This is a genomic window from Rhizobium sp. N621 (genome assembly GCF_001664325.1).
GTDB classification, from domain to species: Bacteria; Pseudomonadota; Alphaproteobacteria; order Rhizobiales; family Rhizobiaceae; genus Rhizobium; species Rhizobium esperanzae.
Genome location: NZ_CP013495.1, coordinates 3,467,421 through 3,493,001 on the forward strand (window position 1 = coordinate 3,467,421; position 25,581 = coordinate 3,493,001).

Annotated in this window: 29 protein-coding genes and 2 pseudogenes; 17 read left to right on the top strand and 14 right to left on the bottom strand. The window is 60.6% G+C overall.

Annotated features, from left to right (window positions below):
- The 3 genes from AMK00_RS16785 to AMK00_RS16795 form a co-directional block, all read right to left on the bottom strand.
- Nucleotides 1-786 carry a ThuA domain-containing protein gene (locus AMK00_RS16785; protein WP_064811139.1) on the bottom strand — a complete coding sequence of 262 codons (786 nt, stop codon included), beginning with the start codon at nt 784-786 and terminating at the stop codon, nt 1-3.
- A gap of 192 nt (nt 787-978) precedes the next feature.
- The gene (locus tag AMK00_RS16790) at nt 979-1,320 is read right to left on the bottom strand and encodes a DMT family transporter (protein ID WP_064811140.1); all 342 of its coding nucleotides are present in this window, start codon (nt 1,318-1,320) and stop codon (nt 979-981) included.
- Between the two features lie 18 nt (nt 1,321-1,338).
- A complete protein-coding gene (locus AMK00_RS16795; protein ID WP_064811141.1) occupies nt 1,339-1,902 on the bottom strand; it encodes a TetR/AcrR family transcriptional regulator in 564 nt (187 codons plus the stop codon).
- A 166-nt stretch (nt 1,903-2,068) separates the two neighbouring features.
- Here AMK00_RS16795 and AMK00_RS16800 point away from each other — a divergent pair, with 166 nt between their 5' ends.
- Nucleotides 2,069-2,464: a group II truncated hemoglobin gene (locus AMK00_RS16800; protein WP_064811142.1), complete on the top strand. Its 396-nt coding sequence runs from the start codon at nt 2,069-2,071 to the stop codon at nt 2,462-2,464.
- Nucleotides 2,461-2,832, top strand: a complete 372-nt coding sequence (locus AMK00_RS16805) for a DUF423 domain-containing protein (RefSeq protein ID WP_064811143.1) — start codon at nt 2,461-2,463, stop codon at nt 2,830-2,832. Before AMK00_RS16800 ends, AMK00_RS16805 begins: the two co-directional genes overlap by 4 nt.
- Before the next feature lie 78 nt (nt 2,833-2,910).
- Here AMK00_RS16805 and AMK00_RS16810 read toward each other — a convergent pair whose 3' ends face one another.
- The 5 genes from AMK00_RS16810 to AMK00_RS16830 all read right to left on the bottom strand — a co-directional run bounded on the left by AMK00_RS16810 (nt 2,911) and on the right by AMK00_RS16830 (nt 5,819).
- Nucleotides 2,911-3,225 (bottom strand): antibiotic biosynthesis monooxygenase family protein, encoded by a 315-nt coding sequence (locus tag AMK00_RS16810; protein ID WP_064811144.1) that lies wholly within the window; start codon nt 3,223-3,225, stop codon nt 2,911-2,913.
- A gap of 9 nt (nt 3,226-3,234) precedes the next feature.
- Complete coding sequence (locus tag AMK00_RS16815) at nt 3,235-3,507, bottom strand: hypothetical protein (protein ID WP_064811145.1); 273 nt, start codon at nt 3,505-3,507, stop codon at nt 3,235-3,237.
- Nucleotides 3,504-3,911, bottom strand: a complete 408-nt coding sequence (locus AMK00_RS16820; protein WP_064811146.1) for a DUF2325 domain-containing protein — start codon at nt 3,909-3,911, stop codon at nt 3,504-3,506. Before AMK00_RS16820 ends, AMK00_RS16815 begins: the two co-directional genes overlap by 4 nt.
- A gap of 108 nt (nt 3,912-4,019) precedes the next feature.
- Nucleotides 4,020-5,339 (bottom strand): energy transducer TonB family protein, encoded by a 1,320-nt coding sequence (locus AMK00_RS16825; RefSeq protein WP_064811147.1) that lies wholly within the window; start codon nt 5,337-5,339, stop codon nt 4,020-4,022.
- A 57-nt stretch (nt 5,340-5,396) separates the two neighbouring features.
- On the bottom strand, nt 5,397-5,819 hold the full coding sequence (locus AMK00_RS16830) for a hypothetical protein (RefSeq protein ID WP_064811148.1): 423 nt from the start codon (nt 5,817-5,819) through the stop codon (nt 5,397-5,399).
- A gap of 178 nt (nt 5,820-5,997) precedes the next feature.
- Between AMK00_RS16830 and hemP the strand changes: the two are divergent.
- The 4 genes and pseudogenes from hemP (at nt 5,998) to AMK00_RS16840 (ending at nt 7,271) form a co-directional block, all read left to right on the top strand.
- Nucleotides 5,998-6,155: pseudogene (gene hemP / locus AMK00_RS30935) on the top strand (hemin uptake protein HemP).
- 32 nt (nt 6,156-6,187) lie between these two features.
- Nucleotides 6,188-6,352 (top strand): annotated as a pseudogene (locus AMK00_RS32045) (hemin-degrading factor); the annotation flags it as partial.
- Nucleotides 6,353-6,518: 166 nt separating this feature from the next.
- Nucleotides 6,519-6,863, top strand: coding sequence for a glycine zipper domain-containing protein (locus AMK00_RS16835; protein ID WP_064804467.1), 345 nt, complete (start codon nt 6,519-6,521; stop codon nt 6,861-6,863).
- A 9-nt stretch (nt 6,864-6,872) separates the two neighbouring features.
- Complete coding sequence (locus tag AMK00_RS16840) at nt 6,873-7,271, top strand: hypothetical protein (protein WP_064811149.1); 399 nt, start codon at nt 6,873-6,875, stop codon at nt 7,269-7,271.
- 194 nt (nt 7,272-7,465) lie between these two features.
- Here the strand turns inward: AMK00_RS16840 and AMK00_RS16845 are convergent, their stop codons facing one another.
- Together AMK00_RS16845 and AMK00_RS16850 are read right to left on the bottom strand one after the other, a co-directional pair.
- Entirely contained in the window at nt 7,466-8,023 is a 558-nt protein-coding gene (locus AMK00_RS16845; protein ID WP_011426507.1) for an RNA polymerase sigma factor, read from the bottom strand.
- Between the two features lie 9 nt (nt 8,024-8,032).
- Nucleotides 8,033-8,239: a NepR family anti-sigma factor gene (locus AMK00_RS16850; RefSeq protein ID WP_064804471.1), complete on the bottom strand. Its 207-nt coding sequence runs from the start codon at nt 8,237-8,239 to the stop codon at nt 8,033-8,035.
- A 249-nt stretch (nt 8,240-8,488) separates the two neighbouring features.
- On the opposite strand from AMK00_RS16850, the gene AMK00_RS16855 reads away from it, so the two are divergent.
- From AMK00_RS16855 to treZ, 5 genes are all read left to right on the top strand, one after another.
- Nucleotides 8,489-9,283 (top strand): response regulator, encoded by a 795-nt coding sequence (locus AMK00_RS16855; RefSeq protein ID WP_064804473.1) that lies wholly within the window; start codon nt 8,489-8,491, stop codon nt 9,281-9,283.
- Between the two features lie 193 nt (nt 9,284-9,476).
- On the top strand, nt 9,477-10,472 hold the full coding sequence (locus AMK00_RS16860; RefSeq protein WP_170965849.1) for a sensor histidine kinase: 996 nt from the start codon (nt 9,477-9,479) through the stop codon (nt 10,470-10,472).
- Nucleotides 10,473-10,876: 404 nt separating this feature from the next.
- Entirely contained in the window at nt 10,877-12,238 is a 1,362-nt protein-coding gene (locus AMK00_RS16865; protein ID WP_064811150.1) for an NAD(P)-dependent oxidoreductase, read from the top strand.
- A gap of 15 nt (nt 12,239-12,253) precedes the next feature.
- Complete coding sequence (gene preA / locus AMK00_RS16870; protein ID WP_064811151.1) at nt 12,254-13,567, top strand: NAD-dependent dihydropyrimidine dehydrogenase subunit PreA; 1,314 nt, start codon at nt 12,254-12,256, stop codon at nt 13,565-13,567.
- A gap of 141 nt (nt 13,568-13,708) precedes the next feature.
- The gene (gene treZ, locus AMK00_RS16875; RefSeq protein WP_064811152.1) at nt 13,709-15,697 is read left to right on the top strand and encodes a malto-oligosyltrehalose trehalohydrolase; all 1,989 of its coding nucleotides are present in this window, start codon (nt 13,709-13,711) and stop codon (nt 15,695-15,697) included.
- Nucleotides 15,698-15,766: 69 nt separating this feature from the next.
- Here treZ and AMK00_RS16880 read toward each other — a convergent pair whose 3' ends face one another.
- Nucleotides 15,767-16,201: a DUF6766 family protein gene (locus AMK00_RS16880; protein ID WP_064804480.1), complete on the bottom strand. Its 435-nt coding sequence runs from the start codon at nt 16,199-16,201 to the stop codon at nt 15,767-15,769.
- A gap of 430 nt (nt 16,202-16,631) precedes the next feature.
- Here AMK00_RS16880 and AMK00_RS16885 point away from each other — a divergent pair, with 430 nt between their 5' ends.
- The gene (locus AMK00_RS16885) at nt 16,632-18,311 is read left to right on the top strand and encodes a glycoside hydrolase family 13 protein (protein ID WP_064804482.1); all 1,680 of its coding nucleotides are present in this window, start codon (nt 16,632-16,634) and stop codon (nt 18,309-18,311) included.
- 91 nt (nt 18,312-18,402) lie between these two features.
- On the opposite strand, the gene ftrA is transcribed toward AMK00_RS16885, so the two are convergent.
- Nucleotides 18,403-19,401: a transcriptional regulator FtrA gene (gene ftrA, locus AMK00_RS16890; RefSeq protein WP_064811153.1), complete on the bottom strand. Its 999-nt coding sequence runs from the start codon at nt 19,399-19,401 to the stop codon at nt 18,403-18,405.
- A gap of 69 nt (nt 19,402-19,470) precedes the next feature.
- On the opposite strand from ftrA, the gene AMK00_RS16895 reads away from it, so the two are divergent.
- Complete coding sequence (locus AMK00_RS16895) at nt 19,471-19,881, top strand: rhodanese-like domain-containing protein (protein ID WP_064811154.1); 411 nt, start codon at nt 19,471-19,473, stop codon at nt 19,879-19,881.
- 70 nt (nt 19,882-19,951) lie between these two features.
- On the opposite strand, the gene AMK00_RS16900 is transcribed toward AMK00_RS16895, so the two are convergent.
- The gene (locus tag AMK00_RS16900) at nt 19,952-20,596 is read right to left on the bottom strand and encodes a TetR family transcriptional regulator C-terminal domain-containing protein (RefSeq protein WP_064804486.1); all 645 of its coding nucleotides are present in this window, start codon (nt 20,594-20,596) and stop codon (nt 19,952-19,954) included.
- 298 nt (nt 20,597-20,894) lie between these two features.
- On the opposite strand from AMK00_RS16900, the gene AMK00_RS16905 reads away from it, so the two are divergent.
- From AMK00_RS16905 to hydA, 3 genes are read left to right on the top strand one after another with little or no spacing between them, the layout of a single operon-like run.
- Nucleotides 20,895-22,148: a Zn-dependent hydrolase gene (locus AMK00_RS16905; RefSeq protein ID WP_064804488.1), complete on the top strand. Its 1,254-nt coding sequence runs from the start codon at nt 20,895-20,897 to the stop codon at nt 22,146-22,148.
- A complete protein-coding gene (locus tag AMK00_RS16910; protein ID WP_064811155.1) occupies nt 22,148-22,717 on the top strand; it encodes an endonuclease domain-containing protein in 570 nt (189 codons plus the stop codon). The genes AMK00_RS16905 and AMK00_RS16910 overlap by 1 nt, the downstream gene beginning before the upstream one ends.
- A 19-nt stretch (nt 22,718-22,736) precedes the next feature.
- Nucleotides 22,737-24,191, top strand: a complete 1,455-nt coding sequence (gene hydA / locus AMK00_RS16915; protein WP_064811156.1) for a dihydropyrimidinase — start codon at nt 22,737-22,739, stop codon at nt 24,189-24,191.
- Nucleotides 24,192-24,249: 58 nt separating this feature from the next.
- Here the strand turns inward: hydA and AMK00_RS16920 are convergent, their stop codons facing one another.
- On the bottom strand, nt 24,250-24,663 hold the full coding sequence (locus AMK00_RS16920) for a cupin domain-containing protein (RefSeq protein WP_064811157.1): 414 nt from the start codon (nt 24,661-24,663) through the stop codon (nt 24,250-24,252).
- Nucleotides 24,664-24,757: 94 nt separating this feature from the next.
- Here AMK00_RS16920 and AMK00_RS16925 point away from each other — a divergent pair, with 94 nt between their 5' ends.
- Complete coding sequence (locus tag AMK00_RS16925; protein ID WP_064811158.1) at nt 24,758-25,543, top strand: ABC transporter ATP-binding protein; 786 nt, start codon at nt 24,758-24,760, stop codon at nt 25,541-25,543.
- Nucleotides 25,544-25,581: the final 38 nt, after the last annotated feature.

A 25,581-nucleotide genomic window follows, 5' to 3' on the forward strand; every position in this document is an offset into this window, starting at 1 on the left:
TCAGCGGTAACCGGCTTCGCCGGCCTGGTGCAGTTTCGGGCCGCGCTCGACGATCGGCTCCAGCGCCTTCTCTACCGGCACATTTGGAGCGTCGGTAATGGCAGTCAACGCGCCCTCGGGGTTATAGGCCCACTTGACGCCGTTGATCAGCACCTTCTGCACCGTAGCGTCGTGATAGGTCGGATAGGTCTCATGGCCCGGGCGGAAATAGAAGATGTTGCCGGCGCCGCGGCGCCAGGTCAGGCCCGAGCGGAACACTTCCCCGCCCTGGAACCAGGAGATGAACACCGTTTCCAGCGGCTCCGGCACCGAGAACTGCTCGCCATACATTTCCTCGTTCTCAAGCTCGAAATGCTCGCCGATGCCGGCGGCGATCGGATGGCGCGGGTTGATCGTCCACAGCCGCTCGCGTTCGCCCGCCTCGCGCCATTTCAGCGCGCAGGGCGTGCCCATCAGCCGCTTGAAAATCTTCGAGAAATGGCCGGAATGTAAGACGAGAAGGCCCATGCCTTCCCAGACGCGCTTGGCGACGCGCTCGACGACGACGTCTGACACCGCGCCGTGATCCTTGTGGCCCCACCAGGTCAGCACATCGGTTTCGGCAAGCCGGGCCTCGCTCAGCCCATGTTCCGGCTCCTGCAGCGTTGCCGTCGTCGCCGAAATGCCGGGATCGGTATTCAGCGCATTGGCGATCGTCGTATGCATGCCTTCGGGGTAGATGCCCCGGACGACCGCATTGGTATTCTCGTGGATGTTCTCTCCCCACACGACGGTGCGTATGGCCATGCTGTGCTCCTCTGGAAGCTGGAAGGGTCGTCAGGCGGAAAGGCAGAATTCAAAGCGCTTTGGAAAGGGGCGCCGGGTGCGCCTCGATCTCCACAACGTCCGAGCAACACATAGCCCTTTGTCAGGAGTTTGACAAAGGGGAAATTTTCTCTCGTGAGACTCCGGAGGAACCCCCGAGATATAACAATGAAATCAATAAGAAACGGATTTTGAGAACAGATTGACGACGATGACGCCCGATATGATCAGTCCGAGGCCGACGATGGCCGGCAGGTCGAGGCGCTGCTTGAAAAAGATCAGGCCGACCGAAGAAATCAGCACAATTCCCAAAGCGCTCCAAATCGCATAGGCGATACCGACGGGAATGCTTTTCAGCGTCAAGGATAGGCAATAGAAGGCCGCCGCATAACAGGCGACGACAAGCGCCGTCGGCCCGATGCGGGTAAACTGCTGCGACAATTGCAGCGCCGTAGTGCCGATGACTTCGAGCACGATGGCTGCAAAGAGCAACCCGTAGATGGCGGCCTGGCTCATGACGAATTCCTTTTCGGATTACTTTCCCGTGAGCTCGACAAGACGGCTTATGAGATTCCGCCTCAGAGCACTGCTGATGTCGTGGCTCTCCAACGTGTCGGCGAACCACAGCCCGTCGGCGGCGAACCGCACGATCTGTGCATCGAGCGAGGAGTCGGTGCCTATATATTCTTCAGCCCGCGCCTGCACCCATTCGCGCCAACGAAGGCGCAGCCTGGGTTCGGCGAGAAGTGCGATCGTCACCTGCGTCCAGCTCCTGGAATCGTCCGGGCGATCCTTGAGACCGGACACCGCCCTGAGATAGGCCCGGGTGAAGCGCCCCTGCGGCACGGGATCGCCCCGCATCAGCTCCTCGATATCCGCATCGAACCTTTCGAGCAGGCTCTCGAAAAGCGCGTCGAGCAGCGCATTCTTCGTCGGGAAGTGATGCAGCAATCCGCCCTTGCTGACACTGGAGGCGGCGGAGACCGCATCGAGTGTCACGGCCGCCATGCCTTCGCTGGCGGCAAGACGCGCTGCGACCTCCAGCAATTCCTGGCGCACGAGAGCCGGTTGTTTCTTGCGATGATGAGCGCTTGACATGCAAAACAAAGATACCGTCCAGACGGTTTTGTCAAGTTAATTCGGTGCAAAACCCTGCCCCACGGGCATTATGCGCGAAATGCCGCGGCACCTTGATGACAGTTGCGATCGTTTTCCATCAGGTGCATGAAGGGTCGGGGAATGGAATGATATCAGGGATGGTTTCGTGACGGAGAAGGTCACCACTCTATACGAAGCGATCGGCGGCGATCCCGCCGTGCGGGCGCTGACCAACCGCTTCTATGCGCTGATGGATACGCTGCCGGAGGCAAGCAACGTGCGTGCCGTGCACCCGCCGAGCCTCGAAGGCAGCGAACAGAAATTCTACGAATATATGACCGGCTATCTCGGCGGCCCGCCGCTTTATACCGACAAGCGCGGCCACCCGCGCCTGCGCAGCCGCCATTTCGTCGCCGAGATCGGGCCTGTCGAACGCGACGAATGGCTGCTCTGCTTCCGCCGCGCGCTCGACGAGACGATCGAGAGCCAGACGCTGCGCGATCTCATCTGGGCGCCGGTCGAACGCCTCGCCCATCACATGCAAAACAAGGAAGAGTCATGAGCCTGAACGCGCGCCTGGAGCCGGTGCTCCATCTCTTTGCCGGCCTGTTCGGCGTCGCCGGCGTGGCGCTCGCCGCCCTTGCCGCCCATGGCGGCGGCGAAGCCAACCTTGCAGCATCCGCCTCCGCCATGTGCCTTGCCCACGCCCCCGCCCTGCTGGCCTTGGCTCTCGGCACCGCCAAGCTCAAAACCGCCTGGCTGGCCGGTTTTCTGATGATCGTAGGAACGCTGCTCTTTGCCGGCGATCTCGTCACGCTGCGCTTTTCCGGTTCCGGCCTCTTCCCCTATGCCGCGCCGACCGGCGGCTGGGCGATGATGCTCGGCTGGCTGGCTGTGGCGGCGGGTCCTGTGTTTCGGGTCAGAGCTTAGAGTCACCCCTTCTCCCCAGCGGCCCCCAAAGGGGAGAAGAGGGAGGAGGCGGCACCGGCATTCCGTAAGGGCCAAGCCTTAAATCCCGTCGACCACATTAAAACCCTCAAAAACCGGCGGCCCCTTGTACATCGCCTTGCGGTCTCCGGCATTGCGGTGCGCCGCGCGAAAGTTCTCCGACTTCGTCCAGTTCTGAAAATCCGCTTCGCTCTGCCAGACCGTATGCGAGGAATAGAGCGTATAGCCCTCCTCTTCATTGACCCTGCCGCGCAGCAGGCGGAATTCGACGAAACCGGGCACTTCGGCCAGGCTGGAATCGCGATTGCGCCAGACCGTCTCGAAATCGCCCTCGCTCCCGGTTATGACCTTGAAGCGGTTCGTTGCGATATACATGGAATCTCCTCAGGCTTTCCGTTTGCCCGCCCTTACCGCAGGCGAGGGAAAGGCGAGAATATTATTGCCGTTTGCCGCCGCCGCGCCAAGCGGTCTTGTCGCCGCTTCCCCAGGCATGCGCGCCTCCCAGGTCGGGAACAGCGTCACATTCTGATAGATCTGCTGGCGCGCGGTGTGCTGCTGCAACAGTTCGTAGAGTTCGGGCACGAGGCCGTCACCGCTCTGTGCGGCGAGCTTGTGCAGGCCGATCATGGTGAAGCCGTCGGGGTGCTGGTCGCTCATCGGGAATTGTCTCGTTCGTTCATCGTCTGCAGCGCACGTTCCAGGCTGGACTTGCTGCCGTTTCGAAGCGGGATGAAGGCCTTGCTGAACTTCTTGCAGCCGGTCTTCACGCGCAGGCAGGCATCGTGGCTGATACAGTCGATGGGGCAGAACACGCAGTCGACAGAGGGAAGCAACGTGTCGATGCGGGAAACCGCCTCGCGCAGGCCGCCATCGTGATGAATGAGCTCGGCGCCGAAATTGCTCGCGATCTGGCGCAGATGCGCCACCTGGCAGTCACGCCCGCCGACATAGAGGAAACTGCGGCCACCCAGTTTGGATCGTCCGTTGGATGCCTGGCTGACCTCCTCGCCCGCACTGTCGCGGACCTCCCGGTTCGATCCCTTCTTGCCCTTGCGAGCCATATGCCACCCGTTCGCTCGTTGATCGTCACACGATTCCTGCGTGCGCGGAACGGACCTTATTAAACCTGATTTTTGGAGTAAAGTATAAAGTTGATTGTTTTTATCATATTATTGAACCTCGATCGAAAAGGAGTTGAAAATCCTTCCATTTCCATCAGGTGTTGGGCCGAAGGGTGCCGCCCGCCGGATGGCATTGACGGCAAGCTGATCGATTTCAGCAACGCCAGATCCGTTCATTACGCGAACGGAAGTCAGGCCTCCGCTGCCATTCACCGAAAACGACACGACCACAGTTCCCTCGACACCACGCGGTGTTCTGATCGCACGGCGAATGCGACTGCGGACCTTGCCGTCGTAATTGGCAGAAGCTGCACTTCCGACACCACCATTGTTGCTAACGCCGCGTGAATTGCGATCCGACTGAGCTGCCGGGTTACCCTCGGTAACACCTCGTAGTGAATCCTGTTGCGCCTCACCCTGAGAGCCAGAGATCTTTTTCGGCGACCGCTTCTTCTCAACCTGTTTCGGTTTTTCCTGAACAGCCATTTTTGGCTTTGGCTTCGGCGTCACGATCTCTTGCGCCCCTTCAGGCTCCGGCTGAACCTCCGCCGTCTCGACCGGCTTCAACTGTTCGGGCTCGACCGCGGCAACAGGCAGCACCTCGGACGGCTGCACTTCCGCAGGAATTTCGTCAAGCTTCTGCTCCGGAACAACCGTCGACATCGGCTGTGCAACGGCAGTTTCAGCGGGCACTTCCGAAACGAGAACTTCCGGCTCGACGGCTGCCACGGCTCCCGGAGAGACGCGCGTCACCTCTGGAGCCGGAACCTGCTGGCCCGAATCCTGCGTCTCGACAGGTGAAACCTCGGTTGGTTGAACGGCTTCCGGCTGGAGACTTGCCGTTTCGGTTGGCTGAATCGTATCCGGCTCGACAGCCTCCGGGATGATCTCTTCCTGTACGGTCACCTCCGTCTCGCCGGCAGCGGTCTGATCGACATCCGAGTTGCCGAACATGACGACACTTACGGCTTCACCAGCTTCCTCGACCGCCTTCTCCGGGACCTTCTGAAAGGCAATGAGCAACGCCGCGGCTAACGCCACATGGAAAATCAGCGAACCGACACACGTCAGCGCCACCCGGCGCCGCACCGGCTTCTGCTCGTCTTCCTGCTTCTCCACCGCCGCATTCATCGGCGGCGCAGAAGCGGGAGCGGCCGGTTCGGCTTCCGGATGGTCGGGAAAGGAAGAGATCTGCGCAAAACGCGTGTAGTGGATCACCGTCTCGCCGGCCGCCTGCCGCTGCGCGTTGCGCAGTTCGGGAAGCTCGTGGCCAGGGTGCATGCCGGGCATGTTGTCGTTCAGGCTGCGGTCGGCGCTCTCCTCTCCGATGAGCACGTGCCCCGATCTGGATTTTGCTGAAATCGCCATTCTTTACGCCTCGGACAGCCGGAAACATGTCCGCCGGGGTTCATCCCCGGCGTGTTCTCACCCCTCGAAGGGAACGGAGATCTGCGAGCGGGTGACGAGACCCTTCATGCATTCGCCGGCCGCCGGCCCGTCGCAGACCGGCGTGTCGTTGATGAGGACGCGAGTCACGCTCTCGCATTTGACATTCGGCATGTCGAACTGGCGCACGCGCTTCTTGCCCTGCGGCAGATCGCGGAAGTCGAGAACGGTGATGCGGTCGACGGCATTCTTGTCGTTGAAGAAGGCAAGCTCGAAGGACATCTTGTTGATCGGCGCCTGAAGATTGTTCTCAGCAACGAAGGTCATCAAGCAGCCCTTTTGCGATGGCGCCAGAGCGTTGAGTTCGACATCCAGCTTGGCGCCTGCCGCATCCTGCGCTTGGGCTACGCTTGAAACCGCCATCATCATGCCAGCCGCTACAGCCGCAAACCTCACCGTCATCATCTTCTCCGCTATTGTCCCGAACCGCCTCGAGGCGGCCTCAAATCAGCAATCTCAAAAACTTGACTGTATTAGTCTCCTATTTTGTCTTTAGAAAACTATGAGTAGTAAAGTCAACATAATTGTCATCACAACCGGGGAGCCCTGATCCCCGGCCCCACGGAATTGCCAAACCGAAATGATGGTTGAAAAGCCAGATAACTTTAAGCACGCGCCGCTGCAGAGCGAGCCTGCGGCGCAGCACGGATCGTCGAAAGCGCGGATCTTTTCCGCGGCACGAACGAGATCATGATCAGACACGGCGGCTTGCACTATCGCCTGAAGATCACCCGTTAGTGCAAGCTCATTCTCAATAAGTAGGGTAAGACATGACCAAGCAGACAACACTGGCGTCAGCCGAAATCCGCGCGTTTCGCGCCGAGAATCCGAAGATGCGCGAGCGCGACCTCGCCGCCCAGCTGAAGATCTCAGAGGCAGCCCTCGTCGCCGCTGCCAAATCCCGGCCGACGGCACGGCTTTCGTGCTCGCCCACAGCGCCCTCTCCCGTGCCTGAGCCTGCGCAGGCGGAACTTTTGCCCCTTCAACACGTTGTCGGCAATGATCTGGGTCAATGCCGGGCGACATCATTCATGCAACGGACGGTGGTGACCCTCGTGCGAAACAGGCGGGCTTGCGCGCGCCCAGCCAACGGAGACAGCCATGAGCTATTCTATCTTCCAGTCCGGCCGCAGCCGCCGCAACGGCACCTTCCACCATCTTGAATCCGGCATCGAAGAACAGATCGAGGCATTGCGCGACGAGCTCGCCGAACTCACGCGCCTCGTCGGCAAGAACTCACGCCATCAGAGCGAGAAGCTTCGCAGCCAGGCAAGCGCTGGCTTTGAGGAACTGCTCGGCCGCAGCGAGGATCTGCTGCGCGAGTTGCAGCACGGTTATGAGCGCGGCGCGACTGAAATGCGCGAGACGGTGCGCAATCATCCGCTGGCAACTATCGGCGCCGCTGCCGCTTTGGGCTTGGCCATCGCCTTCCTCGCTCGTCGCTGAGGAAGCGCGATGCTCTCGATCCTCAGCCTGCTGACGGGCGCAAGCGTGCATCGGACCGTTGCGCGCGTCAAACGCAACAGCATCTTCATCGCGCTTGCCGCGCTCTTCCTCCTCACAGCCTATGCGCTGGCGGTGGCCGCGGGCGCCATTTGGCTCGCCGGCATCTACGGTCCGCTTGCCGCCGTCCTCTTCCTGGCCGTCGGCGCGCTGCTGATCGCAATCATCGTGCTGGTGGTGATGTCGATCATCAACGCCCGCGAGGCACGCCGCGCCCGCGATCGCCGTGCGGCGCTGGAATCTCTGGCGACGGTCGGCATCGGCCTCGTCCGCGCCCAACCGCTGCTCACCGCCGGCGTCCTGGCCGCCATCGTCGCGGCCAACCTTATGGGTTCGAAGCGGGAGGATTAAGGGATAACGACAAAGCGTGGGCGGCCGGTTACTGATGGCGGCACCATGCTAACCACCCTATTCCTGTGCTTGTCACAGGAATAGGGTGGAGAGGCGGCGCCTCAAGCAACCTTTACGCGAATGCGCCCATTCCCCCGGCCCCACCGAGGCAGAAGCCGGCGCTCCGAAGAGCAGATCGGCTCCACGTACACCTCTCAGAACGCAAAGGCCTTCGACGTCAACGGCGCCGAGGTCGCATCCGGGCCGAAATCGGCCTCGCCTGAAATTTGCAGCAGTTCCTGCAGGCGCTGCCGCGCGCGGTTAACGCGGCTTTTGATGGTGCCGACAGCGCAGCCGCAGATTTCGGCCGCCTCTTCGTACGAAAATCCCGAGGCGCCGACGAGGATGATCGCCTCGCGCTGGTCCGGCGGCAACTGATCGAGCGCCTTCTTGAAATCCTGCAGATCGAGCGCGCCATACTGCGAGGGATGCATGGCCATCGATTCCGTGAACAGCCCGTCGCTGTCCTGCACCTCGCGACCGCTCTTGCGCATCTGGCTGTAGAGTTCGTTGCGCAGGATTGTGAAGAGCCAGGCCTTCATATTGGTGCCCATCTCGAAATGGTCCTGCTTTGCCCAGGCCTTCATGATGGTGTCCTGGACGAGATCGTCGGCGCGATCGTGCCGTCCGATCAGCGAAATGGCAAAAGCGCGAAGGCTAGGGAGGGCCGCCAGCAATTCCCGCTTGAAGCTGGGTTGCAGTTTCTCTTCCATGCGACGATCCTATTCGGCGATCTTGGCAGAAGCCATCATTTCAGCATGGTCGAGCTTTTCGAGAAGATCGAGAAAACGATCGGGGATCGCCTCTTCCTGTGCCGCGGCATAGAGCGACCGCAGCTTGACGCCGATCTGATTGTTCGGGTCCAGAATATCGCTTGCCCGCAGCTCCAGCTTCCGCTGATCCGCCGCCTCTTTATTACGTGTAGTCATCAACTCGTCTTCTCACCGTTAGCCGTTCGAGAGGCGTGCAAATCACGAAGTCCCCCACCGACACCGACCGTTCCACTATCGATGTCGCTGGTATTTGCCGCAGCATGGGTCAAAATGCTACGCCCTTTCTTTTGTCGGGTGGAATAATGCGGCGCGACAAAAAAAGTTCCTGCCGTTCCGGAACTTTTTTACCAAGGCAGCGTTAACCGCCCATTGAACCTACGACCGGCCTGCATACGGGAGCCCTTGATGACACTTTCTACTCGAATTGCGCCGCACCTTCCTTATCTGCGTCGCTATTCCCGCGCCCTTACCGGCACCCAGACTTCAGGTGACGCTTACGTCGCCGCCGTTCTCGAAGCAATTATAGCCGACCTGTCTATCTTCCCGGATACGCCAAATGACCGGGTCGCGCTTTACAAACTGTTCACGCAACTGTTTGGTTCCACTGCGATCCAGATTCCAGAGCCGACCTCGCCTTATGCATGGGAACAGCGCGCCACGCTCAACCTGTCCAAGGTATCGCCGGGCGCCCGTCAGGCCTTCCTACTCGCCTCGGTTGAGAATTTCCGCGTTGCTGAAATTGCGGAAATTCTCGAACTCGATGAACAGGATGTCATGAAGTTGCTCGACAAGGCCTCGCAGGAAATCTCCCGTCAGGTCGCAACCGACATCATGATTATCGAGGATGAACCGCTGATCGCCATGGATATAGAGCAGATGGTCGAAAGCCTCGGCCATCGCGTCACCGGCATTGCCCGCACGCATGCCGAAGCCGTCGCGCTCTACAACAAGACGAAGCCGAGCATGGTGCTCGCCGACATCCAGCTTGCCGACGGCAGTTCCGGCATAGACGCGGTCAACGACATCCTGAAGACGTCGAGCGTACCGGTGATCTTCATCACCGCATTCCCGGAACGGCTTTTGACGGGCGAACGCCCCGAACCCACTTTCCTTGTCACCAAACCGTTCAATCCCGACATGGTCAAAGCCCTGATCAGTCAAGCGCTTTTCTTCAATGAATCGACCAAAGTAGCCGCCTGAGACGCAATTTTCCGATTCTCGGAACCAAACCGCCGAGACAGGCGTTCCGGTGCTACCGGGGCGCCCCGATGACTTTAACGGTTTTTGCAGCGCTTTATTCTAGAGTTGGCAGGCGGTTTCTGGCGGGGCGTTCCGTTCAGCGACGCTCCGAGATGTCACAGGGAAAGGCGGCCGAGTGAATACGACTGAACCATTGTCGGGCACGCCTTTCACCTTCGAAGGCAAAGCCGCAATGATGGAGCGGGCGCTCGGCAGCGCCGGGATTTCGATCCTCTGCCAGGACGCCCGGCTTTCAATCTTCTACGCCGAAAATCTGCCGCCGCATTTCGCAGCGCTTTTTATGCCCGGCGGCAGTGATGCCACTCTTTTCGGTGACGTCCACGGGCAATATCTGACGGTACTGAAACGCAAGGTGCTGGAGACTGGCATTCCCAACAATGCCGAGGTCGAGATCGATGTCGACGGCGAAATGCGCACATATGAATTGAAGATCCAGCGCACGGGCGACCGCGGCACGCTTGGACTTCTATCCGTAATGACGGAGGTCACTGAAAGCCGGCATCGTGAAAAAGTGCTGAAATCGCTGCTGCGTGAGCTCTCGCACCGTTCGAAGAACCTTCTCGCCATCATTCAGGGCATTGCGACGCAAACAGCGCGCAACACGCTCTCGCTCGACAGCTTCCTCCTCAAGTTCCGCGGCAGGCTGCAATCGCTTTCCAATTCCCAGGACCTCGTCACGGATTCGAGCTGGCGGGGCGCCTATCTCTTCGAGCTCGCCGAAAAACAGTTCGCTCCCTACTGGCCGGAGACATCAGGCTCCATGCCAATCTACGGCATCAATGCCCATCTGACCCCGAATGCCGCCGTGCATCTCGGCCTCGCCCTGCACGAGCTCATTGTCAACTCCGCTTCCTACGGGGCAATATCAGGCGGTGCCGCCTCAATCACGTTGAACTGCCGCGAATCGATGATCAACGACAGAAAGGCGATCGAGATCGCCTGGGCCGAAGTGCTGCAGGACCAGTCGGAAGTCCATGAGTTCAGCGACAACAGCTTCGGCCGCACCGTGCTGGAGCGTGTCGTTCCCTCGTCTGTCAACGGCAAAGCGGAGTTGAGCCTTGTGCCCGGCCGCATCGAATATCGTCTGACTATTCCGGAAACCGAATTCGAAATCTTCAAGCGTGTGTGAAGCCCGACACCGCCGATAACGAAAAACAGCCGGTGCGAGGGCGGCGCACCGGCTGTCTTCACTCACCGGGAGGGGACCGTGAGTACGTCCGGATAGTGGGTTGGGGGCGCGCATGTTGGGTCGATGCGATCACCATCCGGATACCGCAATAACGACGACGTCCAAGTTTGGTTCCCTGCGATCCTAAAAAAATTCCAGTTTTTTGAATCTTTTTTCGGAGGCGCTTTCTGGGCCGAACGCGCAAATATTTCGCGGACCCAGGGCGAAAAAATTTCTCACGCGAAAACAGTGACTTGCGCGGACACTCGAAAGAGCGGTCCGTCAAAATTTTACCGTTTGATAAATTTTTAAACCTGAGTTACGCTTTCCCTCACAGGCCGTTTACCAATAATGAGGGAACTTCAATGGAACGACTGGAAACTGGGATTCATGCCGGCCGGCTTTCGCCCGCCGAGTATGAAGCTAATTTTTCCGATCTTCATCCGCGCCTCGACAATCACGAGGCGCTGGTCGCCGCCGATCGCTGCTATTTCTGTTATGACGCGCCGTGCATGACGGCCTGTCCGACATCGATCGACATTCCGCTGTTCATCCGGCAGATTTCGACCGGCAATCCGCTCGGCTCGGCGAAGACGATTTTCGACCAGAACATTCTCGGCGGCATGTGCGCCCGCGTCTGTCCTACCGAAGAGCTGTGCGAACAGGCCTGCGTGCGCAACACGGCCGAGGAACGGCCCGTCGAAATCGGCCGCCTGCAGCGTTATGCGACCGATGCCGCCATGCAGGTCGGCAAGCAGTTCTATGTCCGAGCCGAGGCGAGCGGCAAAAGGATCGCCGTCGTCGGCGCCGGCCCGGCAGGTCTTGCTGCCGCCCATCGTCTCGCCGTGAAGGGTCATTCCGTCACGATTTACGACGGCAGGGAAAAATCCGGCGGCCTCAACGAATACGGCATCGCCACCTATAAGACGGTGGACGATTTCGCCCAGCAGGAAGTCGATTACATCATCTCGGTCGGCGGCATCGACGTCCGCCACGGCGCCCTCCTTGGCCGCGATTTCTCGCTCGCCGACCTGCAGGCGCAATATGATGCCGTCTTCCTCGGTATCGGCCTTGCCGGCGTCAATGCGCTGCGTATCGAGGGCGAAAATCTAGCCGGCGTCGACGACGCCGTCGATTTCATCGCAGCGCTCCGCCAGGCTGAAGACAAAAGCGAAATCGCGATCGGCCGCCGCGTCGTCGTGCTCGGCGGCGGCATGACGGCGATCGACGCTGCCGTGCAGGCAAAGCTGCTCGGCGCCGAGGAAGTGACGATCTGCTACCGCCGCGGCAAGGAGCATATGAACGCCTCCGAATTCGAGCAGGATCTCGCAAGCTCCAAGGGCGTCATCATCCGCCACTGGCTGGCGCCGAAATCGATCCTCGCTCAGGACGGCAAGGTCGCCGCGATCGAAGTTGAGTACACCAAGCTTGTCGACGGCCGCCTCGTCGGCACCGGCGAAACCGGCGTCATCGCCGCCGACCAGATCTTCAAGGCGATCGGCCAGACCTTTGATGCCGCGGGCCTTGGTTCGCTGCGCATGGAGTCCGGCCGCATCGCGGTCGACGTCGAAGGCCGCACCTCGCTCGACGGCGTCTGGGCCGGCGGCGACTGCGTCTTCGGCGGCAAGGACCTCACGGTTTCCGCCGTCGCCCATGGCCGCGACGCGGCTGAATCCATCCATCGCGCCCTCTCTGCAACAGCCGCTCCGGCTGTCGCGGTTGCTTGAAGGGGAGAATGAACAATGGCTGATCTCCGCAACAACTTCGTCGGCATCAAATCCCCGAACCCATTCTGGCTGGCATCCGCGCCGCCGACCGATAAGGCCTATAACGTCGAGCGCGCCTTCAAGGCCGGCTGGGGCGGTGTGGTCTGGAAGACGCTCGGCGAGGAAGGCCCGCCCGTCGTCAATGTCAACGGTCCGCGCTACGGCGCGATCTTCGGCGCCGACCGCCGCCTGCTGGGCCTCAACAATATCGAGCTCATCACCGACCGTGACCTCTACACCAACCTGCGCGAAATGAAGCAGGTGAAGATGAACTGGCCGGATCGGGCGCTGATCGCCTCGATCATGGTGCCCTGCGAGGAACAGGCCTGGAAGTCGATCCTGCCTCTCGTCGAAGAGACCGGCGCCGACGGCATCGAACTCAATTTCGGCTGTCCGCACGGCATGTCGGAGCGCGGCATGGGCTCCGCCGTCGGCCAGGTCCCGGAATATATCGAAATGGTGGTTCGCTGGTGCAAGCAGTACACCCGCATGCCCGTCATCACCAAGCTGACGCCCAACATCACCGACATCCGCCGCCCTGCCCGCGCCGCCAAGGCCGGCGGCACCGATGCCGTCTCGCTGATCAACACGATCAACTCGATCGTGTCGGTCGATCTCGACAACTTCGCCCCCAACCCGACGGTCGGCGGCAAGGGCAGCCATGGCGGCTATTGCGGCCCGGCGGTCAAGCCGATCGCTCTCAACATGGTCGCCGAGATCGCTCGTGATCCCGAGACCTACGGCCTGCCGATCTCCGGTATCGGCGGCATCACCACCTGGCGGGACGCAGCCGAATTCCTCGTTCTCGGCGCCGGCAACGTCCAGGTCTGCACGGCGGCGATGACCTATGGATTCAAGATCGTGCAGGAGATGATAACGGGGCTCTCCGACTGGATGGACGAAAAGGGCCATCGCAATCTCGACGACATCACCGGCCGCGCAGTGCCCAACGTCACCGACTGGCAGTATCTGAACCTCAACTACGTCGCCAAGGCGAAGATCGACCAGGATGCCTGCATCAAATGCGGCCGCTGCCACATCGCCTGCGAAGACACCTCGCACCAGGCAATCACCAACGTCGTCAATGGCCTGCGCCATTTCGAGGTGATCGAAGAGGAATGCGTCGGCTGCAATCTCTGCGTCAACGTCTGCCCGGTCGAGAACTGCATCACCATGGAACCGCTTGCCGCTGGCACCATCGACAAGCGCACCGGCCGCGTCGTCGATCCGAACTATGCCAACTGGACGACCCACCCGAATAATCCGATGGCCCGCCAGGCGGCGGAGTGACGGCTTCGCAACGCCGCGGACCAGCGCGTCCGCGGCGTAACGCTAGATTGCAAATCCGGATTTCCGGCTTGATGGACGACCCTGAAGCGGGAACATCATGAGGCTGCCGAAGTTAGCGCAGGCGATCTCCGCGAGAGAGCCATGCACGACCACTCAAGCAGCGAAAAATCGAGACCGGCACCCCCCCGTTGGAGCCGACGCCTCCCGATCGGAGCGGAGGTTGATGCCGGCGGCGTTTCGTTCCGGCTATGGGCCCCTGCCAGAGAGCGCTGTTTCCTCGTCATCGAGGAAAATTCCGAATACGAGATGACGGCGGAGGACGGCGGCTACTTCTGCCTCTATCTGCCCGACCTGGCTGCAGGGACGCGATACCGGTTTCACTTTGAGGACGCAGGTGATCTTCTTGCCGATCCTGCCTCGCGTTTTCAGCCGGAGGGTCCATCGGGGCCATCAGTCGTCGTGGATCCGACGCGGTATCAGTGGCGCGATCACCATTGGCAAGGAATGTCCCCCTTCGGAGCCGCTCTCTATGAGATGCACATCGGCACCTTCACAAGGGAGGGCACCTTTGCGGCAGCCCGGGAGAAGCTGGCAAAACTTCGGTCGATTGGCATCAACTGCCTCGAAGTAATGCCGATCAACGAGTTTGAAGGCGAGTTCGGCTGGGGTTACGACGGCACGTTGCTCTATGCTCCGACCCGGCTCTATGGACCACCGGATGATGTGCGCGCCTTCGTCGACGAAGCCCACCGGATCGGCATCGGGGTGGTCCTCGACGTCGTCTACAATCACTTCGGTAAAGGCGAGCGTTTTTGCGAATTCACGCCAGACTATTTTACCGAGCGCTACTCGAACGAGTGGGGCAAGTCGATCAACTTCGATGGTCCGAACAGCCGTGGCGTTCGCGAATATGTCGCAAAGAACGCGGCCTATTGGATCGACGAATTTCACTTTGATGGATTGCGCATCGATGCAACGCAGGCCTTGTTCGACTCAAGCCGCGAACACATCGTCACGGTTATCGCCAGGGAAGCTCGCGCAGCAGCGAGACAGCGTCAAATCTATCTCGTCAGCGAAAATGAGCCGCAACAAACCAGTATGGTGCGGCCGGCTGAGGTGGGAGGGCATGGGCTGGACGCCTTGTGGAATGAGGATTTCCACCGCTCCGCGACAGTGGCGCTGACTGGCCGCAATGAAGCCTATTATCATGATCATCGCGGTACGGCTCAGGAGTTCGTTTCCGCCGCCAAATATGGCTGCCTGTTTCAGGGACAAAGATATGATTGGCAGGACAAACCACGGGGCACTGCGGGGCTCGATCTCAAGCCGTGGAATTTCGTACACTTTCTCCAAAATCACGATCAGGTCGCCAACTCCGGCACAGGAGCCAGGATCGGCCACATAACATCGCCGGCTCGCCTTCGAGCCCTGACGGCGCTCCAGCTGCTGGGGCCGCAGACGCCCATGCTCTTTCAGGGGCAGGAGTTTGGTTCCTCTTCTCCGTTCTATTATTTCGCCGATCACAACGGAGAATTCGCCGACATCGTACGGCAGGGACGGCGCGATTTTATCAGTCAATTCCCGAACCTGCGGGATAAACAACTCATCAGGCACATGGCAGATCCATGTGCCCGCGCGACGTTCGACAAGGTGAAGCTTGATTGGGCCGAATGGGAGAGGAACGCAGCAGTCGTTCGGCTTCATCGCGACCTCCTGAATTTGCGTCAGACAGATAAGGCATTTTCCCGCCAAGCCTGCGCCCGTGACGGCCAATTGGACGGCAGTATCTTGTCCAGCACCGCCTTTCTCCTCAGGTTCTTCGCGGAAAAACCGTCTGAGGAGAGATTATTGCTGATCAACTTCGGCAATGATCTCGTCATCGACAGTCTGGCGGATCCGCTTTTTGCTTCCCCACAGGGTCATCAATGGCGTCTCTCGTGGTCAAGTGAAGATCCCTCATATGGTGGCAGCGGACGCCGGCCCTATGATTTCCGGAAGCGTTGGATATTGAACGGCGATATCGCTTTGGTTCTCGCCCCCGCAAAAGTCGGAAACCGGCAAAACGCCTCAGGAGTACCCGTGAAGGGCTGGCAAGCCGGCATTTCGCGGGCCGAAGACTCCGGCCTCTGACTCAGAAAACCGCGCCGCATAGCCGTCCCTGAAGCGGCGCCTATCGGCAGCTCCGCTTCATGGGCCAGCTCAGGTGGCGCCGCCGATCCTCTCGGGCCCCCTGCGCGTTTCCAGGTCGTGGGCGTATGGTCCCGCATGTCCACCGGTTCTCATGAAGTGCTTATCAATTTCGGCGATGATCGCTTCAGCGTTCTCTCCGGCATTTAATCGGATCAGAGCGTCCAGTTTCGCTTCCGCGCGGTCATCGTTTTCCTTCGAAGACGGAGATCCGATGTAGAGAAAGTAGGCAAGACCGACGACCTGCCAGAGCAATTGCAGGAATTCGGACTGCCAATTTTCAAAGGTGTCTCTGCCCATCTCCATGAGGTAGGCATTGAGATCAGGGGCTTGACCGTGGCTCTGCTGCTCGCCGACAAAAGCAAACCAACCAAATAACCAGTGGCCGGTGAGCGAAAATAGAAAGAAGCCGACGGTGATCCAGGCGTAGGCGTATTTCTTGAACATGATACCTCCTTTGGACAGGCAACTGGTGCGGCGAGTGCGAGATCAGCTGCATTTGAAGTCCCCATCAGTCGATCCCTGGCCTGCCCTTCAAGTTCCCCCGGATTGAGAGATCGGGTGCAGCAGCCGTCGCGCCGGCCCTGAAAGCGGGCAGCACCTCACGTCCGTAGATTTCGATGAATTCGCTGCGAATTTCTTGACATCGATGCTGTAGATCCCCGCCTCCTCATACCAGCTACTGCTTCGGTTCGGCACCGCGACGGCCTCCCGTTAATCTCTGTTGCACACCTTCTAACGGTTCCGGAAGGAGGGGGTTCCTTGAGTTGCGCCAGCTCCACCGAGGCGACGGGAAGCCGGATGAAGTCCGGCCCGGTGGAACCCGCAGGCATCACCGGTGTTCTCCCAAGATCCCAAACAAGTAGGAAAGCTTCCAATGGATCAGTCCACGACACCGCTGGGAGGTCCCGTGCGATCACCTCTCCAACCGAAATGGTGGCATACGGCAACTGTCTACCAGGTCTATCCGCGCAGCTTCTGCGATTGCAACGGAGATGGCATAGGCGATATTCCGGGCATCACCTCCAAGCTCGATTATGTGAAGAAACTCGGGATCGACATCATCTGGCTGTCGCCGATCTACAAGTCGCCGATGGACGACAACGGTTACGACATATCGGACTATCGGGACATCGCCCCCGAGTTCGGCACGCTCGCAGATTTCGACCAGTTGGTGGCCGAGGCGAAAGACCGAGGGATCGGCATCATGCTCGACCTCGTCGTCAACCATACGTCCGACGAGCATCCATGGTTTCTTCAATCCCGTCAGGGGCCGGACAACGCGTTTCGCGACTTCTACATCTGGCGCAAGCCCGCCCCGGACGGAGGACCGCCGAACAGGTTAAAATCCTCCTTCGGCGGGCCGGCCTGGACGCTCGATCCCGCCACAGGCGAATATTACCTGCACATGTTTTCCCGCCGCCAGCCGGACCTCAATTGGGAGAACGAGAAGGTCCGGGCGGAAATCTATGACATGATGAACTGGTGGCTCGAGCGCGGCATTGCCGGCTTCCGCATGGATGTCATCGACTACATCGGTAAGCAAGCGGACCGGGAGCTCGTCAAGGACGGGCCGCATCTCCACGATTATCTGCAGGAGATGAATGCCAAGACCTTCGGCAACCGCGATATCCTGACGGTCGGCGAAGCCTGGAGCGCCACACCCGGCGCAGCGCTGCTCTATTCCGGGCGTGAACGCCGGGAACTGTCGATGATCTTCCAGTTCGAGCACGTCACCCAGCAATGGGACGCGGTTTATGGGAAATGGCGCCCGAAGCCGTTCGACCTCGTGAATCTCAAGACCGTGCTCAGCAAGTGGCAGCTTGCTTTATCCGAAGATGGGTGGAATTCGCTCTTCTGGGGCAATCACGATTTGCCGCGCGCGGTCTCGCGCTACGGCAATGTCAGCGGCTATCACGTCGAGTCGGCGAAGATGCTGGCGACCGTGTTGCATCTCCTGAAAGGCACGCCTTTCGTCTATCAGGGCGAGGAGATCGGCATGACGAACGTCCCCTTCACCTCCATCGAACAGTATCGCGATATCGAAACCATCAACATGCACAGGCTGCACGTGGAGGCCGGCCTTTCACCGGAGGAATTCATCCGCGGAGCAAACGAGAACGGTCGCGATAACGCCCGCACGCCGATGCAATGGAGTGCCGCCCCCCACGGCGGCTTTTCCACAGGCGTGCCCTGGATCGAGGTCAACCCCAACTATTCTAAGGTCAATGCCGAAGCCGCCATCAAGGACGAAAAGTCGATCTGGAACCACTATCGCAAGCTGATCGCTCTGCGGAAATCCCACCCTGTCATCATCTATGGCGAGTACAGATCCTGGCTCGACCAACACCCCGATGTATTCGTTTATACCCGCACGCTCGACAGGAGCTGGATCATCGTGGTCGCCAACTTCACACCCAGGGACATTTCGCTGAGTTTGCCGACGGAGCTCGCCATCAACGGAGAATGCCTCATCTGCAATTACGAACCGGTGCACATGATCGGCGAAACTGTTGAGCTCAAGCCGTACGAAACCTTCGCGATAGAATGTAAGTGAAGCTCTCAGGCCGGCTTGGTTTTGCCAACCGACGGCTTTCGGCAATCTCGAACTCGTTGAAAAGTTGCACCCTATGTCGGTACGACGCGTTTCAGCCGCCGAATGACTTCCGATAGGCATTCGGGCTCGTGCCCAGCCGCTTGCGGAAGTGGTGGCGCATCGTCGCCAGCGTGCCGAAGCCGCTTGATATCGCGATGTCGTCGAGCGATACGGCAAGCTCTCTTTCGAGAAGGTCGCGCGCATGGCGCAGCCGCTCCTTCAGCAGCCATTGGCCGACACTGAGACCTGTCGTCGCTTCGAAGCGGCGCTGGAAAGTGCGTATGCTCATGCCGGCCCTTTTGGCGAGCAGGCTGATCGGCTGCTCCTCGGCAAGGCTTGCGCGCATCCAGTCGATCAGCGGGCTGAGGCGTATGCCCTCACGTTCCTCCGGAACCGGCGCGCCGATGAACTGCGCCTGCCCGCCTTCGCGGTGCGGCGGCACGATGAGGCGGCGGGCGACGCTGTTTGCCGCCTCCGAGCCGAAATCGCCGCGCACCACATGCAGGCAGAGATCGATGCCGGCGGCGCTGCCGGCCGCTGTGAGCAGGCTGCCCTCATCGATGTAGAGCACATCCGCGTCGAGCGTGATGTCCGGATAACGCGCCGCGATCGAGGCGACATAGCGCCAATGCGTTGTCGCCCTGCGGCTGGCAAGCAGTCCGGAGCCTGCGAGAACCGCAACGCCGGAACAGAGCGACATGATGCGCGCGCCGCGCTGATGCGCTGCCTTGAGAGCGGCGGCAAGCGATTCCGGCACAGGCGCATCGATCGACCGCCAGCCGGGCACGACGATCAGGTCCGCCGCATCGAGCACTTCCAGCCCCTTATCGACCGCGACCGTCAATCCGCCGGCGGCGCGAAGCGGCCCCGGCTCGATGCCGCAGACGGTGAAGCGATACCACCTCTCGCCCATCTCGGGACGCGGCAGGCCGAAGACCTCGTAGGCTATCCCGAATTCGAACGTGCAGAGCCCGTCATAAGCAAGCACCGCGACCAGCGGTCCGTTCATGTTCGGAGATATGTTTGGCATGATCTTTACGCTGTCAGTCATGATGGCCAATATCACCAAGCTCTAGCATCGGCGATACCAGGCGGCAATCCAGCACGAAAGGAAAGACCGATGCCAAGCGCCGTCTCCGAAATTCCCGCCGCAGAACCCGAAATCGCTGCCGCCCATTACGCCGCCAAGCTCGCCTTCGAGACCGATTGTTCGGATGTCCGCGCCGCTTTCGCAGCTGGAAACGCCGATTTCGTTCTTCTCGATGTGCGCTCGCCGGTGCTGTTTGCGCAGTCCCATGTGCCGGGCGCGATCAACCTGCCGCACGGCAAGATGACCGCGCATCGCATGTCGGAATGGGCAAGGGATATGCTCTTTGTCGTCTATTGCGCCGGCCCGCATTGCAACGGCGCCGACAAGGCGGCCTTTCGCCTTGCCAAGCTCGGCCTCAGAGCCAAGCTGATGATCGGCGGCATGACCGGCTGGGCCGATGAGGGTTTCGCCTTCGAAACCGAAACCATCGCTGCCGAATAACAGAAGGCTCCCCTCCACGGTGCGGAGGGAGCCTCATCCCGGGTGCGCTTCCCAAGAGAGGGCAGAACAGTTAGCCACTCTCCGGCCGCAGCCCGCTAATAAAAAGTTGCTCCAGAAACCGCGCAGCATCCTCGAAGCGCCCTTCGCCGGCATGCTCCTGCCCCAGCACCGCGCGCACCTGGACGTCGAAGTCGGCATAATGCTGCGTCGTCGACCAGATCGAGAAGATCAGGTGGTAGGGATCGCATTCGACGATCTTGCCTGATTTCGTCCAGGCGCGGATGACCTCCGCCTTCTCGTCGACCAGTTGCTTCAGCGGCCCCTTCAATTCGTCCTCGATATGCGGTGCGCCCTGCAGCACCTCATTGGCGAACAGCCGGCTCTCGCGCGGAAAATCGCGCGCCATCTCCAGCTTGCGCCTGATGTAGCTGCGGATTTCTTCTTCCGGATTGCCCTCGGCGTCGAAGGCCCGCAGCGGCTCCAGCCAGGTATAGAGGACCCGGTCGATCAGCGCCCGGTGCATCGCTTCCTTGGTGCGGAAATAATAAAGCAGATTGGGTTTCGACATGCCCGCGACTTCGGCGATCTGGTCGATGGTCGAACCGCGAAAGCCGCGTGCCGAAAACACGTCGAGCGCCGCCTCCAGAATCTGCTCTTCCTTCTCCTCCTGGATTCGCGTTCGCCTCAGGGTCTTCGCTGCTCTCGGAATAGCCATCGGCTATTGTTTCCCCTTGATATTTAACTTCTTCCCTCAAGTTTCGCAGAGGCGGCCCCTGCCGCTTTCTTGAGCAACCGCCCGCATTTTTATCGGCAAATTTCGTGATTTTCGTCTTGAGCCCCGCGGTGGAAGTTGTAATGTTTACCAATCGGTCAAATATCCGCCAGATGAAAAACAAAGGCAACTGGCGATTTTCCGGCGCTCGACAAAACCAACAACAGGCGCGGGAAAGGACCATGGGAACAGGTGGGCATGCCCCTTGCATGACTGCCGCAAACAGGTGAGGGCTTGAAGAATGGTGGCAGCACCAGGCGAGAACATGCGCGTCAATGGCGACCGTCTCTGGGACAGTCTCATGGACATGGCGAAAATCGGCCCCGGGATCGCCGGCGGCAACAACCGCCAGACGCTGACGGATTCGGATGCCGAAGGCCGCAGCCTCTTCAAAACATGGTGCGACGAAGCCGGCCTGACGATGGGCGTCGACCAAATGGGCACGATGTTCGCCACCCGCCCCGGCACCGATCCCGATGCCCTGCCGGTCTATGTCGGCTCGCATCTCGACACCCAGCCGACCGGCGGCAAATATGACGGCGTGCTTGGCGTGCTCTCGGCGCTTGAAGTCGTGCGCACCATGAACGACCTCGGCATCAAGACCAAGCATCCGATCGTCGTCACCAACTGGACGAACGAGGAAGGCGCGCGTTTTGCACCGGCCATGCTCGCTTCAGGCGTCTTCGCCGGCGTGCACAGCCTTGACTTCGCCTATAACCGCAGGGACCCCGAGGGTAATCTCTTCGGCGACGAACTGAAGCGCATCGGCTGGGTCGGCGACGAAGAGGTCGGCGCCCGCAAGATGCACGCCTATTTCGAATATCATATCGAGCAGGGTCCGATCCTCGAAGCCGAAGACAAGCAGATCGGCGTCGTCACCCACTGTCAGGGCCTGTGGTGGCTGGAATTCACGCTGACCGGCAAGGAAGCCCATACCGGCTCGACGCCGATGAACATGCGCGTCAATGCCGGCCTTGCCATGTCACGCATCCTGGAAATGGTGCAGACCGTCGCGATGGGCGAACAGCCGGGAGCCGTCGGCGGCGTCGGCCAGGTGTTCTTCTCGCCGAATTCCCGCAACGTGCTGCCGGGCAAGGTGGTTTTCACCGTCGATATCCGCTCGCCCGATAAGGCCAAGCTCGACCGCATGCGGGCGAAGATCGAGGCCGAAGCCCCTGGCATCTGCGATGCGCTGGGCGTCGGCTGTTCCATCGAGGCGATCGGCCATTTCGCACCGGTCACCTTCGACGAAAAACTCGTCACCTCCGTCCGCTCCGCCGCCGAACGGCTCGGCTACACCCACATGAACCTCATCTCCGGCGCCGGCCACGACGCCTGTTGGGCCGCCAAGGTCGCGCCTGCCACCATGGTCATGTGTCCCTGTGTCGGCGGGCTCAGCCACAACGAGGCGGAAGAGATTTCCAAGGAATGGGCGACGGCGGGCGCCGATGTGCTGTTCCATGCGGTGGTCGAGACGGCGGAGATCGTCGTGTGATGTCTAACGTCTCGCCCGGAGTCCCCTCATCCGACCCTTCGGGCCACCTTCTCCCCGCTGGGGAGAAGGGAACGGCTGACGTTGCGGCTTCCCCCTTCTCCCCTCGGGGAGAAGGTGCCCGAAGGGCGGATGAGGGGGCTCCGGGCGAGACGAAAATTATCCGACAGGATATCCGTAAACATCGTCCGGTGGAAACCGGGCAAGCCCGCCAGCTTCGCCGCAACGAAACCGAAGAGGAATACTACTTCTGGAGCGACTTACGCGCACGACGCCTGAACGGCTACAAATTCGCGCGACAGGTTCCGCTCGGCCCGTTCATTGTCGATTTCCTCTGTCGAGAAGAACGGCTAATTGTCGAAGTCGACGGCTTCCAGCACGCCGAAAGCGCGACTGATCAACGCCGTACCGAATGGCTCAATGCCAATGGCTATTCGGTGCTGCGCTCCTGGAATCAGGAAATCTCGCGCGAGCGGCGCTCCGTACTCGAAACGGTCCTTGCGGCCTTGCGGGGCCGGCTCGAATTCAGCTCCGAATTGCCGAGCTTTTATGCGCCTGCCGAACAACGATAGAGAATAGGGAACAGCAGCCATGACCACAGTCATCAAGAACGGCACCATCGTCACGGCCGACCTCACCTACAAGGCGGACGTCAAGATCGACGGCGGCAAGATCGTCGAGATCGGCCCGAACCTCTCGGGCGATGAGACCCTCGACGCCTCCGGCTGTTACGTCATGCCTGGTGGTATCGATCCGCATACCCATCTGGAAATGCCCTTCATGGGCACCTATTCCTCCGACGATTTCGAAAGCGGCACGCGCGCGGCCCTTTCCGGCGGCACGACCATGGTGGTCGATTTCGCCCTTCCCGCCCCCGGCCAGTCGCTGCTCGAAGCGCTGACCATGTGGGACAACAAATCGACCCGCGCCAATTGCGACTATTCCTTCCACATGGCGGTCACCTGGTGGAGCGAGCAGGTCTTCAAGGAGATGGAGACCATCGTCCGCGACAAGGGCATCAACACCTTCAAGCACTTCATGGCCTATAAGGGCGCACTGATGGTTGATGACGACGAGATGTTCGCCTCCTTCCAGCGCTGCGCCGAGCTCGGCGCCCTGCCGCTCGTGCATGCCGAAAACGGCGACGTCGTCGCCTCGATGTCGGCAAAGCTGCTCGCCGAAGGCAATAACGGCCCCGAGGCGCATGCCTATTCCCGTCCGGCTGAAGTCGAGGGCGAGGCCACCAACCGCGCCATCATGATCGCCGACATGGCCGGCTGCCCCGTCTATATCGTCCATACCTCCTGCGAACAGGCGCATGAAGCGATCCGCCGCGCCCGCGCCAAGGGCATGCGCGTCTATGGCGAGCCGCTGATCCAGCATCTGACGCTGGACGAAAGCGAATATTCCAATCCCGACTGGGATCACGCCGCCCGCCGCGTCATGTCGCCGCCCTTCCGCAGCAAGCAGCATCAGGACAGCCTCTGGGCCGGGCTTGCCTCGGGCTCGCTGCAGGTGGTCGCGACCGACCATTGCGCCTTCACCACGGCACAGAAGCGTTTCGGCGTCGGCGACTTCACCAAGATCCCGAACGGCACCGGCGGTCTCGAAGACCGCATGCCGATGCTCTGGACGCACGGCGTCAACACCGGCAGGCTGACGATGAACGAATTCGTCGCCGTCACCTCGACCAATATCGCCAAGATTCTCAACATCTATCCGGAGAAGGGCGCGATCCTCGTCGGCGCCGATGCGGACATCGTTGTCTGGGACCCGAACCGTTCGAAGGTCATCTCCTCCAAGGCCCAGCAGTCGGCGATCGATTACAACGTCTTCGAGGGCAAGGAAGTGACGGGCCTGCCACGCTTCACGCTGACGCGCGGCGTGGTCGCCATCGAGGAAAGCACGATCAAAACCCGCGAGGGCCACGGCGAATTCGTCAGGCGCGAACCGGTCACTGCCGTCAGCAAGGCACTATCCACCTGGAAGGAGATCACCTCTCCGCGCAAGGTGGAACGAAGCGGCATTCCGGCAACCGGCGTATGACGATGGAGCATAATGATACGGCCATCAACCGGGGAACGACGCCTTCATGCGGATGACCTCACGCCGGCACCAGCGCGTCCAGCTCCGGGAGAAGCACGACGCTTTCCTGCTCGTGTGGATCGGTGCGGGCAATAACTGCCGTGCATGGCGTGCTGCTGAGGTTCGCCGGCATATGCGGCACGCCGGCCGGGATGTAGAAGAACTCGCCGGCATGGGTAATGACGTGATGCTCCAGCCGGTCCCCGTACCAGGTATGGGCCTCGCCGGAGAGCACGTAGATCGCCGTCTCGTGCGCCTCGTGCAGATGCGCCTTGGCGCGTACGCCGGGCGGGATCGTCAGGAGGTGCATGCAGATGCCCTTGGCGCCGACCGTCTCGGCCGCTATCCCTTCGAAGTAGCTGAGCCCCTGCTTGCCGTCATAGGCATGCTTGGGGCGAACGATGTGGCAGGTAGGTTGTGATGTCGCGTCCATTCTCTTCCTCCATGAAATGTGCCGCCGGCAGGGCCTGTGGCGATGGTAACATGCAAACCGCCTCCCCGCGGCGAAAACAAGAACGGTCGCATTGATGCAAGCACCCTCCGTCGTATCCGCCAAGGATCTCTGTCTCACCTACCAGGCGAATGACGGCCCGGTGCAGGCCCTCAGCGATGTCAATCTCGATGTCCGCAAGGGCGACTTCGTCTCTTTCATCGGCCCGTCGGGCTGCGGCAAGACGACCTTCCTGCGCGTCATCGCCGATCTAGAGAAGAGCACATCAGGCGAGATCTCGATCAACGGCATGACGCCGGCAGAGGCCCGCAAGGCCCGCGCTTACGGCTATGTCTTCCAGGCGCCGGCGCTCTACCCCTGGCGCACCATCGAAAACAATATCGCTCTGCCCTTGGAGATCATGGGTTATGGCGGCGCTGATCGGACGACGCGCATCGCCGAGGCGCTCGATCTCGTCGGTCTTTCCGGCTTCGAAAAGAAATTCCCCTGGCAGCTCTCCGGTGGCATGCAGCAACGCGCCTCGATCGCCCGCGCGCTCGCCTTCGACGCCGACCTGCTATTGATGGACGAACCCTTCGGCGCGCTCGACGAGATCGTCCGCGACCATCTGAACGAAGAACTGCTGAAACTCTGGGCCCGCACCAACAAGACGATCTGCTTCGTCACCCACTCCATCCCCGAGGCTGTCTACCTCTCGACCAAGATCGTGGTGATGTCGCCGCGCCCCGGCCGCGTCACCGACGTGATCGACTCGACGCTGCCGGCCGAACGCCCGCTCGACATCCGCGACACCCCGGAATTCCTGGAGATCGCCCATCGCGTTCGCGAAGGGCTGAGGACGGGGCATAGCCATGAGGTTTAGGCGGTTGACTCCGAGGGTTACCCCCCTCTGCCCTGCCG

Coding starts and splice junctions, on each gene's coding strand:
- AMK00_RS16785 (WP_064811139.1), bottom strand. CDS start 786: ATGGCCATACGCACCGTCGTGTGGGGAGAGAACATCCACGAGAATACC.
- AMK00_RS16790 (WP_064811140.1), bottom strand. CDS start 1,320: ATGAGCCAGGCCGCCATCTACGGGTTGCTCTTTGCAGCCATCGTGCTC.
- AMK00_RS16795 (WP_064811141.1), bottom strand. CDS start 1,902: ATGTCAAGCGCTCATCATCGCAAGAAACAACCGGCTCTCGTGCGCCAG.
- AMK00_RS16805 (WP_064811143.1), top strand. CDS start 2,461: ATGAGCCTGAACGCGCGCCTGGAGCCGGTGCTCCATCTCTTTGCCGGC.
- AMK00_RS16810 (WP_064811144.1), bottom strand. CDS start 3,225: ATGTATATCGCAACGAACCGCTTCAAGGTCATAACCGGGAGCGAGGGC.
- AMK00_RS16815 (WP_064811145.1), bottom strand. CDS start 3,507: ATGAGCGACCAGCACCCCGACGGCTTCACCATGATCGGCCTGCACAAG.
- AMK00_RS16820 (WP_064811146.1), bottom strand. CDS start 3,911: ATGGCTCGCAAGGGCAAGAAGGGATCGAACCGGGAGGTCCGCGACAGT.
- AMK00_RS16825 (WP_064811147.1), bottom strand. CDS start 5,339: ATGGCGATTTCAGCAAAATCCAGATCGGGGCACGTGCTCATCGGAGAG.
- AMK00_RS16830 (WP_064811148.1), bottom strand. CDS start 5,819: ATGACGGTGAGGTTTGCGGCTGTAGCGGCTGGCATGATGATGGCGGTT.
- AMK00_RS16835 (WP_064804467.1), top strand. CDS start 6,519: ATGAGCTATTCTATCTTCCAGTCCGGCCGCAGCCGCCGCAACGGCACC.
- AMK00_RS16840 (WP_064811149.1), top strand. CDS start 6,873: ATGCTCTCGATCCTCAGCCTGCTGACGGGCGCAAGCGTGCATCGGACC.
- AMK00_RS16845 (WP_011426507.1), bottom strand. CDS start 8,023: ATGGAAGAGAAACTGCAACCCAGCTTCAAGCGGGAATTGCTGGCGGCC.
- AMK00_RS16850 (WP_064804471.1), bottom strand. CDS start 8,239: ATGACTACACGTAATAAAGAGGCGGCGGATCAGCGGAAGCTGGAGCTG.
- AMK00_RS16855 (WP_064804473.1), top strand. CDS start 8,489: ATGACACTTTCTACTCGAATTGCGCCGCACCTTCCTTATCTGCGTCGC.
- AMK00_RS16865 (WP_064811150.1), top strand. CDS start 10,877: ATGGAACGACTGGAAACTGGGATTCATGCCGGCCGGCTTTCGCCCGCC.
- preA (WP_064811151.1), top strand. CDS start 12,254: ATGGCTGATCTCCGCAACAACTTCGTCGGCATCAAATCCCCGAACCCA.
- treZ (WP_064811152.1), top strand. CDS start 13,709: ATGCACGACCACTCAAGCAGCGAAAAATCGAGACCGGCACCCCCCCGT.
- AMK00_RS16880 (WP_064804480.1), bottom strand. CDS start 16,201: ATGTTCAAGAAATACGCCTACGCCTGGATCACCGTCGGCTTCTTTCTA.
- AMK00_RS16885 (WP_064804482.1), top strand. CDS start 16,632: ATGGATCAGTCCACGACACCGCTGGGAGGTCCCGTGCGATCACCTCTC.
- ftrA (WP_064811153.1), bottom strand. CDS start 19,401: ATGACTGACAGCGTAAAGATCATGCCAAACATATCTCCGAACATGAAC.
- AMK00_RS16895 (WP_064811154.1), top strand. CDS start 19,471: ATGCCAAGCGCCGTCTCCGAAATTCCCGCCGCAGAACCCGAAATCGCT.
- AMK00_RS16900 (WP_064804486.1), bottom strand. CDS start 20,596: ATGGCTATTCCGAGAGCAGCGAAGACCCTGAGGCGAACGCGAATCCAG.
- AMK00_RS16905 (WP_064804488.1), top strand. CDS start 20,895: ATGGTGGCAGCACCAGGCGAGAACATGCGCGTCAATGGCGACCGTCTC.
- AMK00_RS16910 (WP_064811155.1), top strand. CDS start 22,148: ATGTCTAACGTCTCGCCCGGAGTCCCCTCATCCGACCCTTCGGGCCAC.
- hydA (WP_064811156.1), top strand. CDS start 22,737: ATGACCACAGTCATCAAGAACGGCACCATCGTCACGGCCGACCTCACC.
- AMK00_RS16920 (WP_064811157.1), bottom strand. CDS start 24,663: ATGGACGCGACATCACAACCTACCTGCCACATCGTTCGCCCCAAGCAT.
- AMK00_RS16925 (WP_064811158.1), top strand. CDS start 24,758: ATGCAAGCACCCTCCGTCGTATCCGCCAAGGATCTCTGTCTCACCTAC.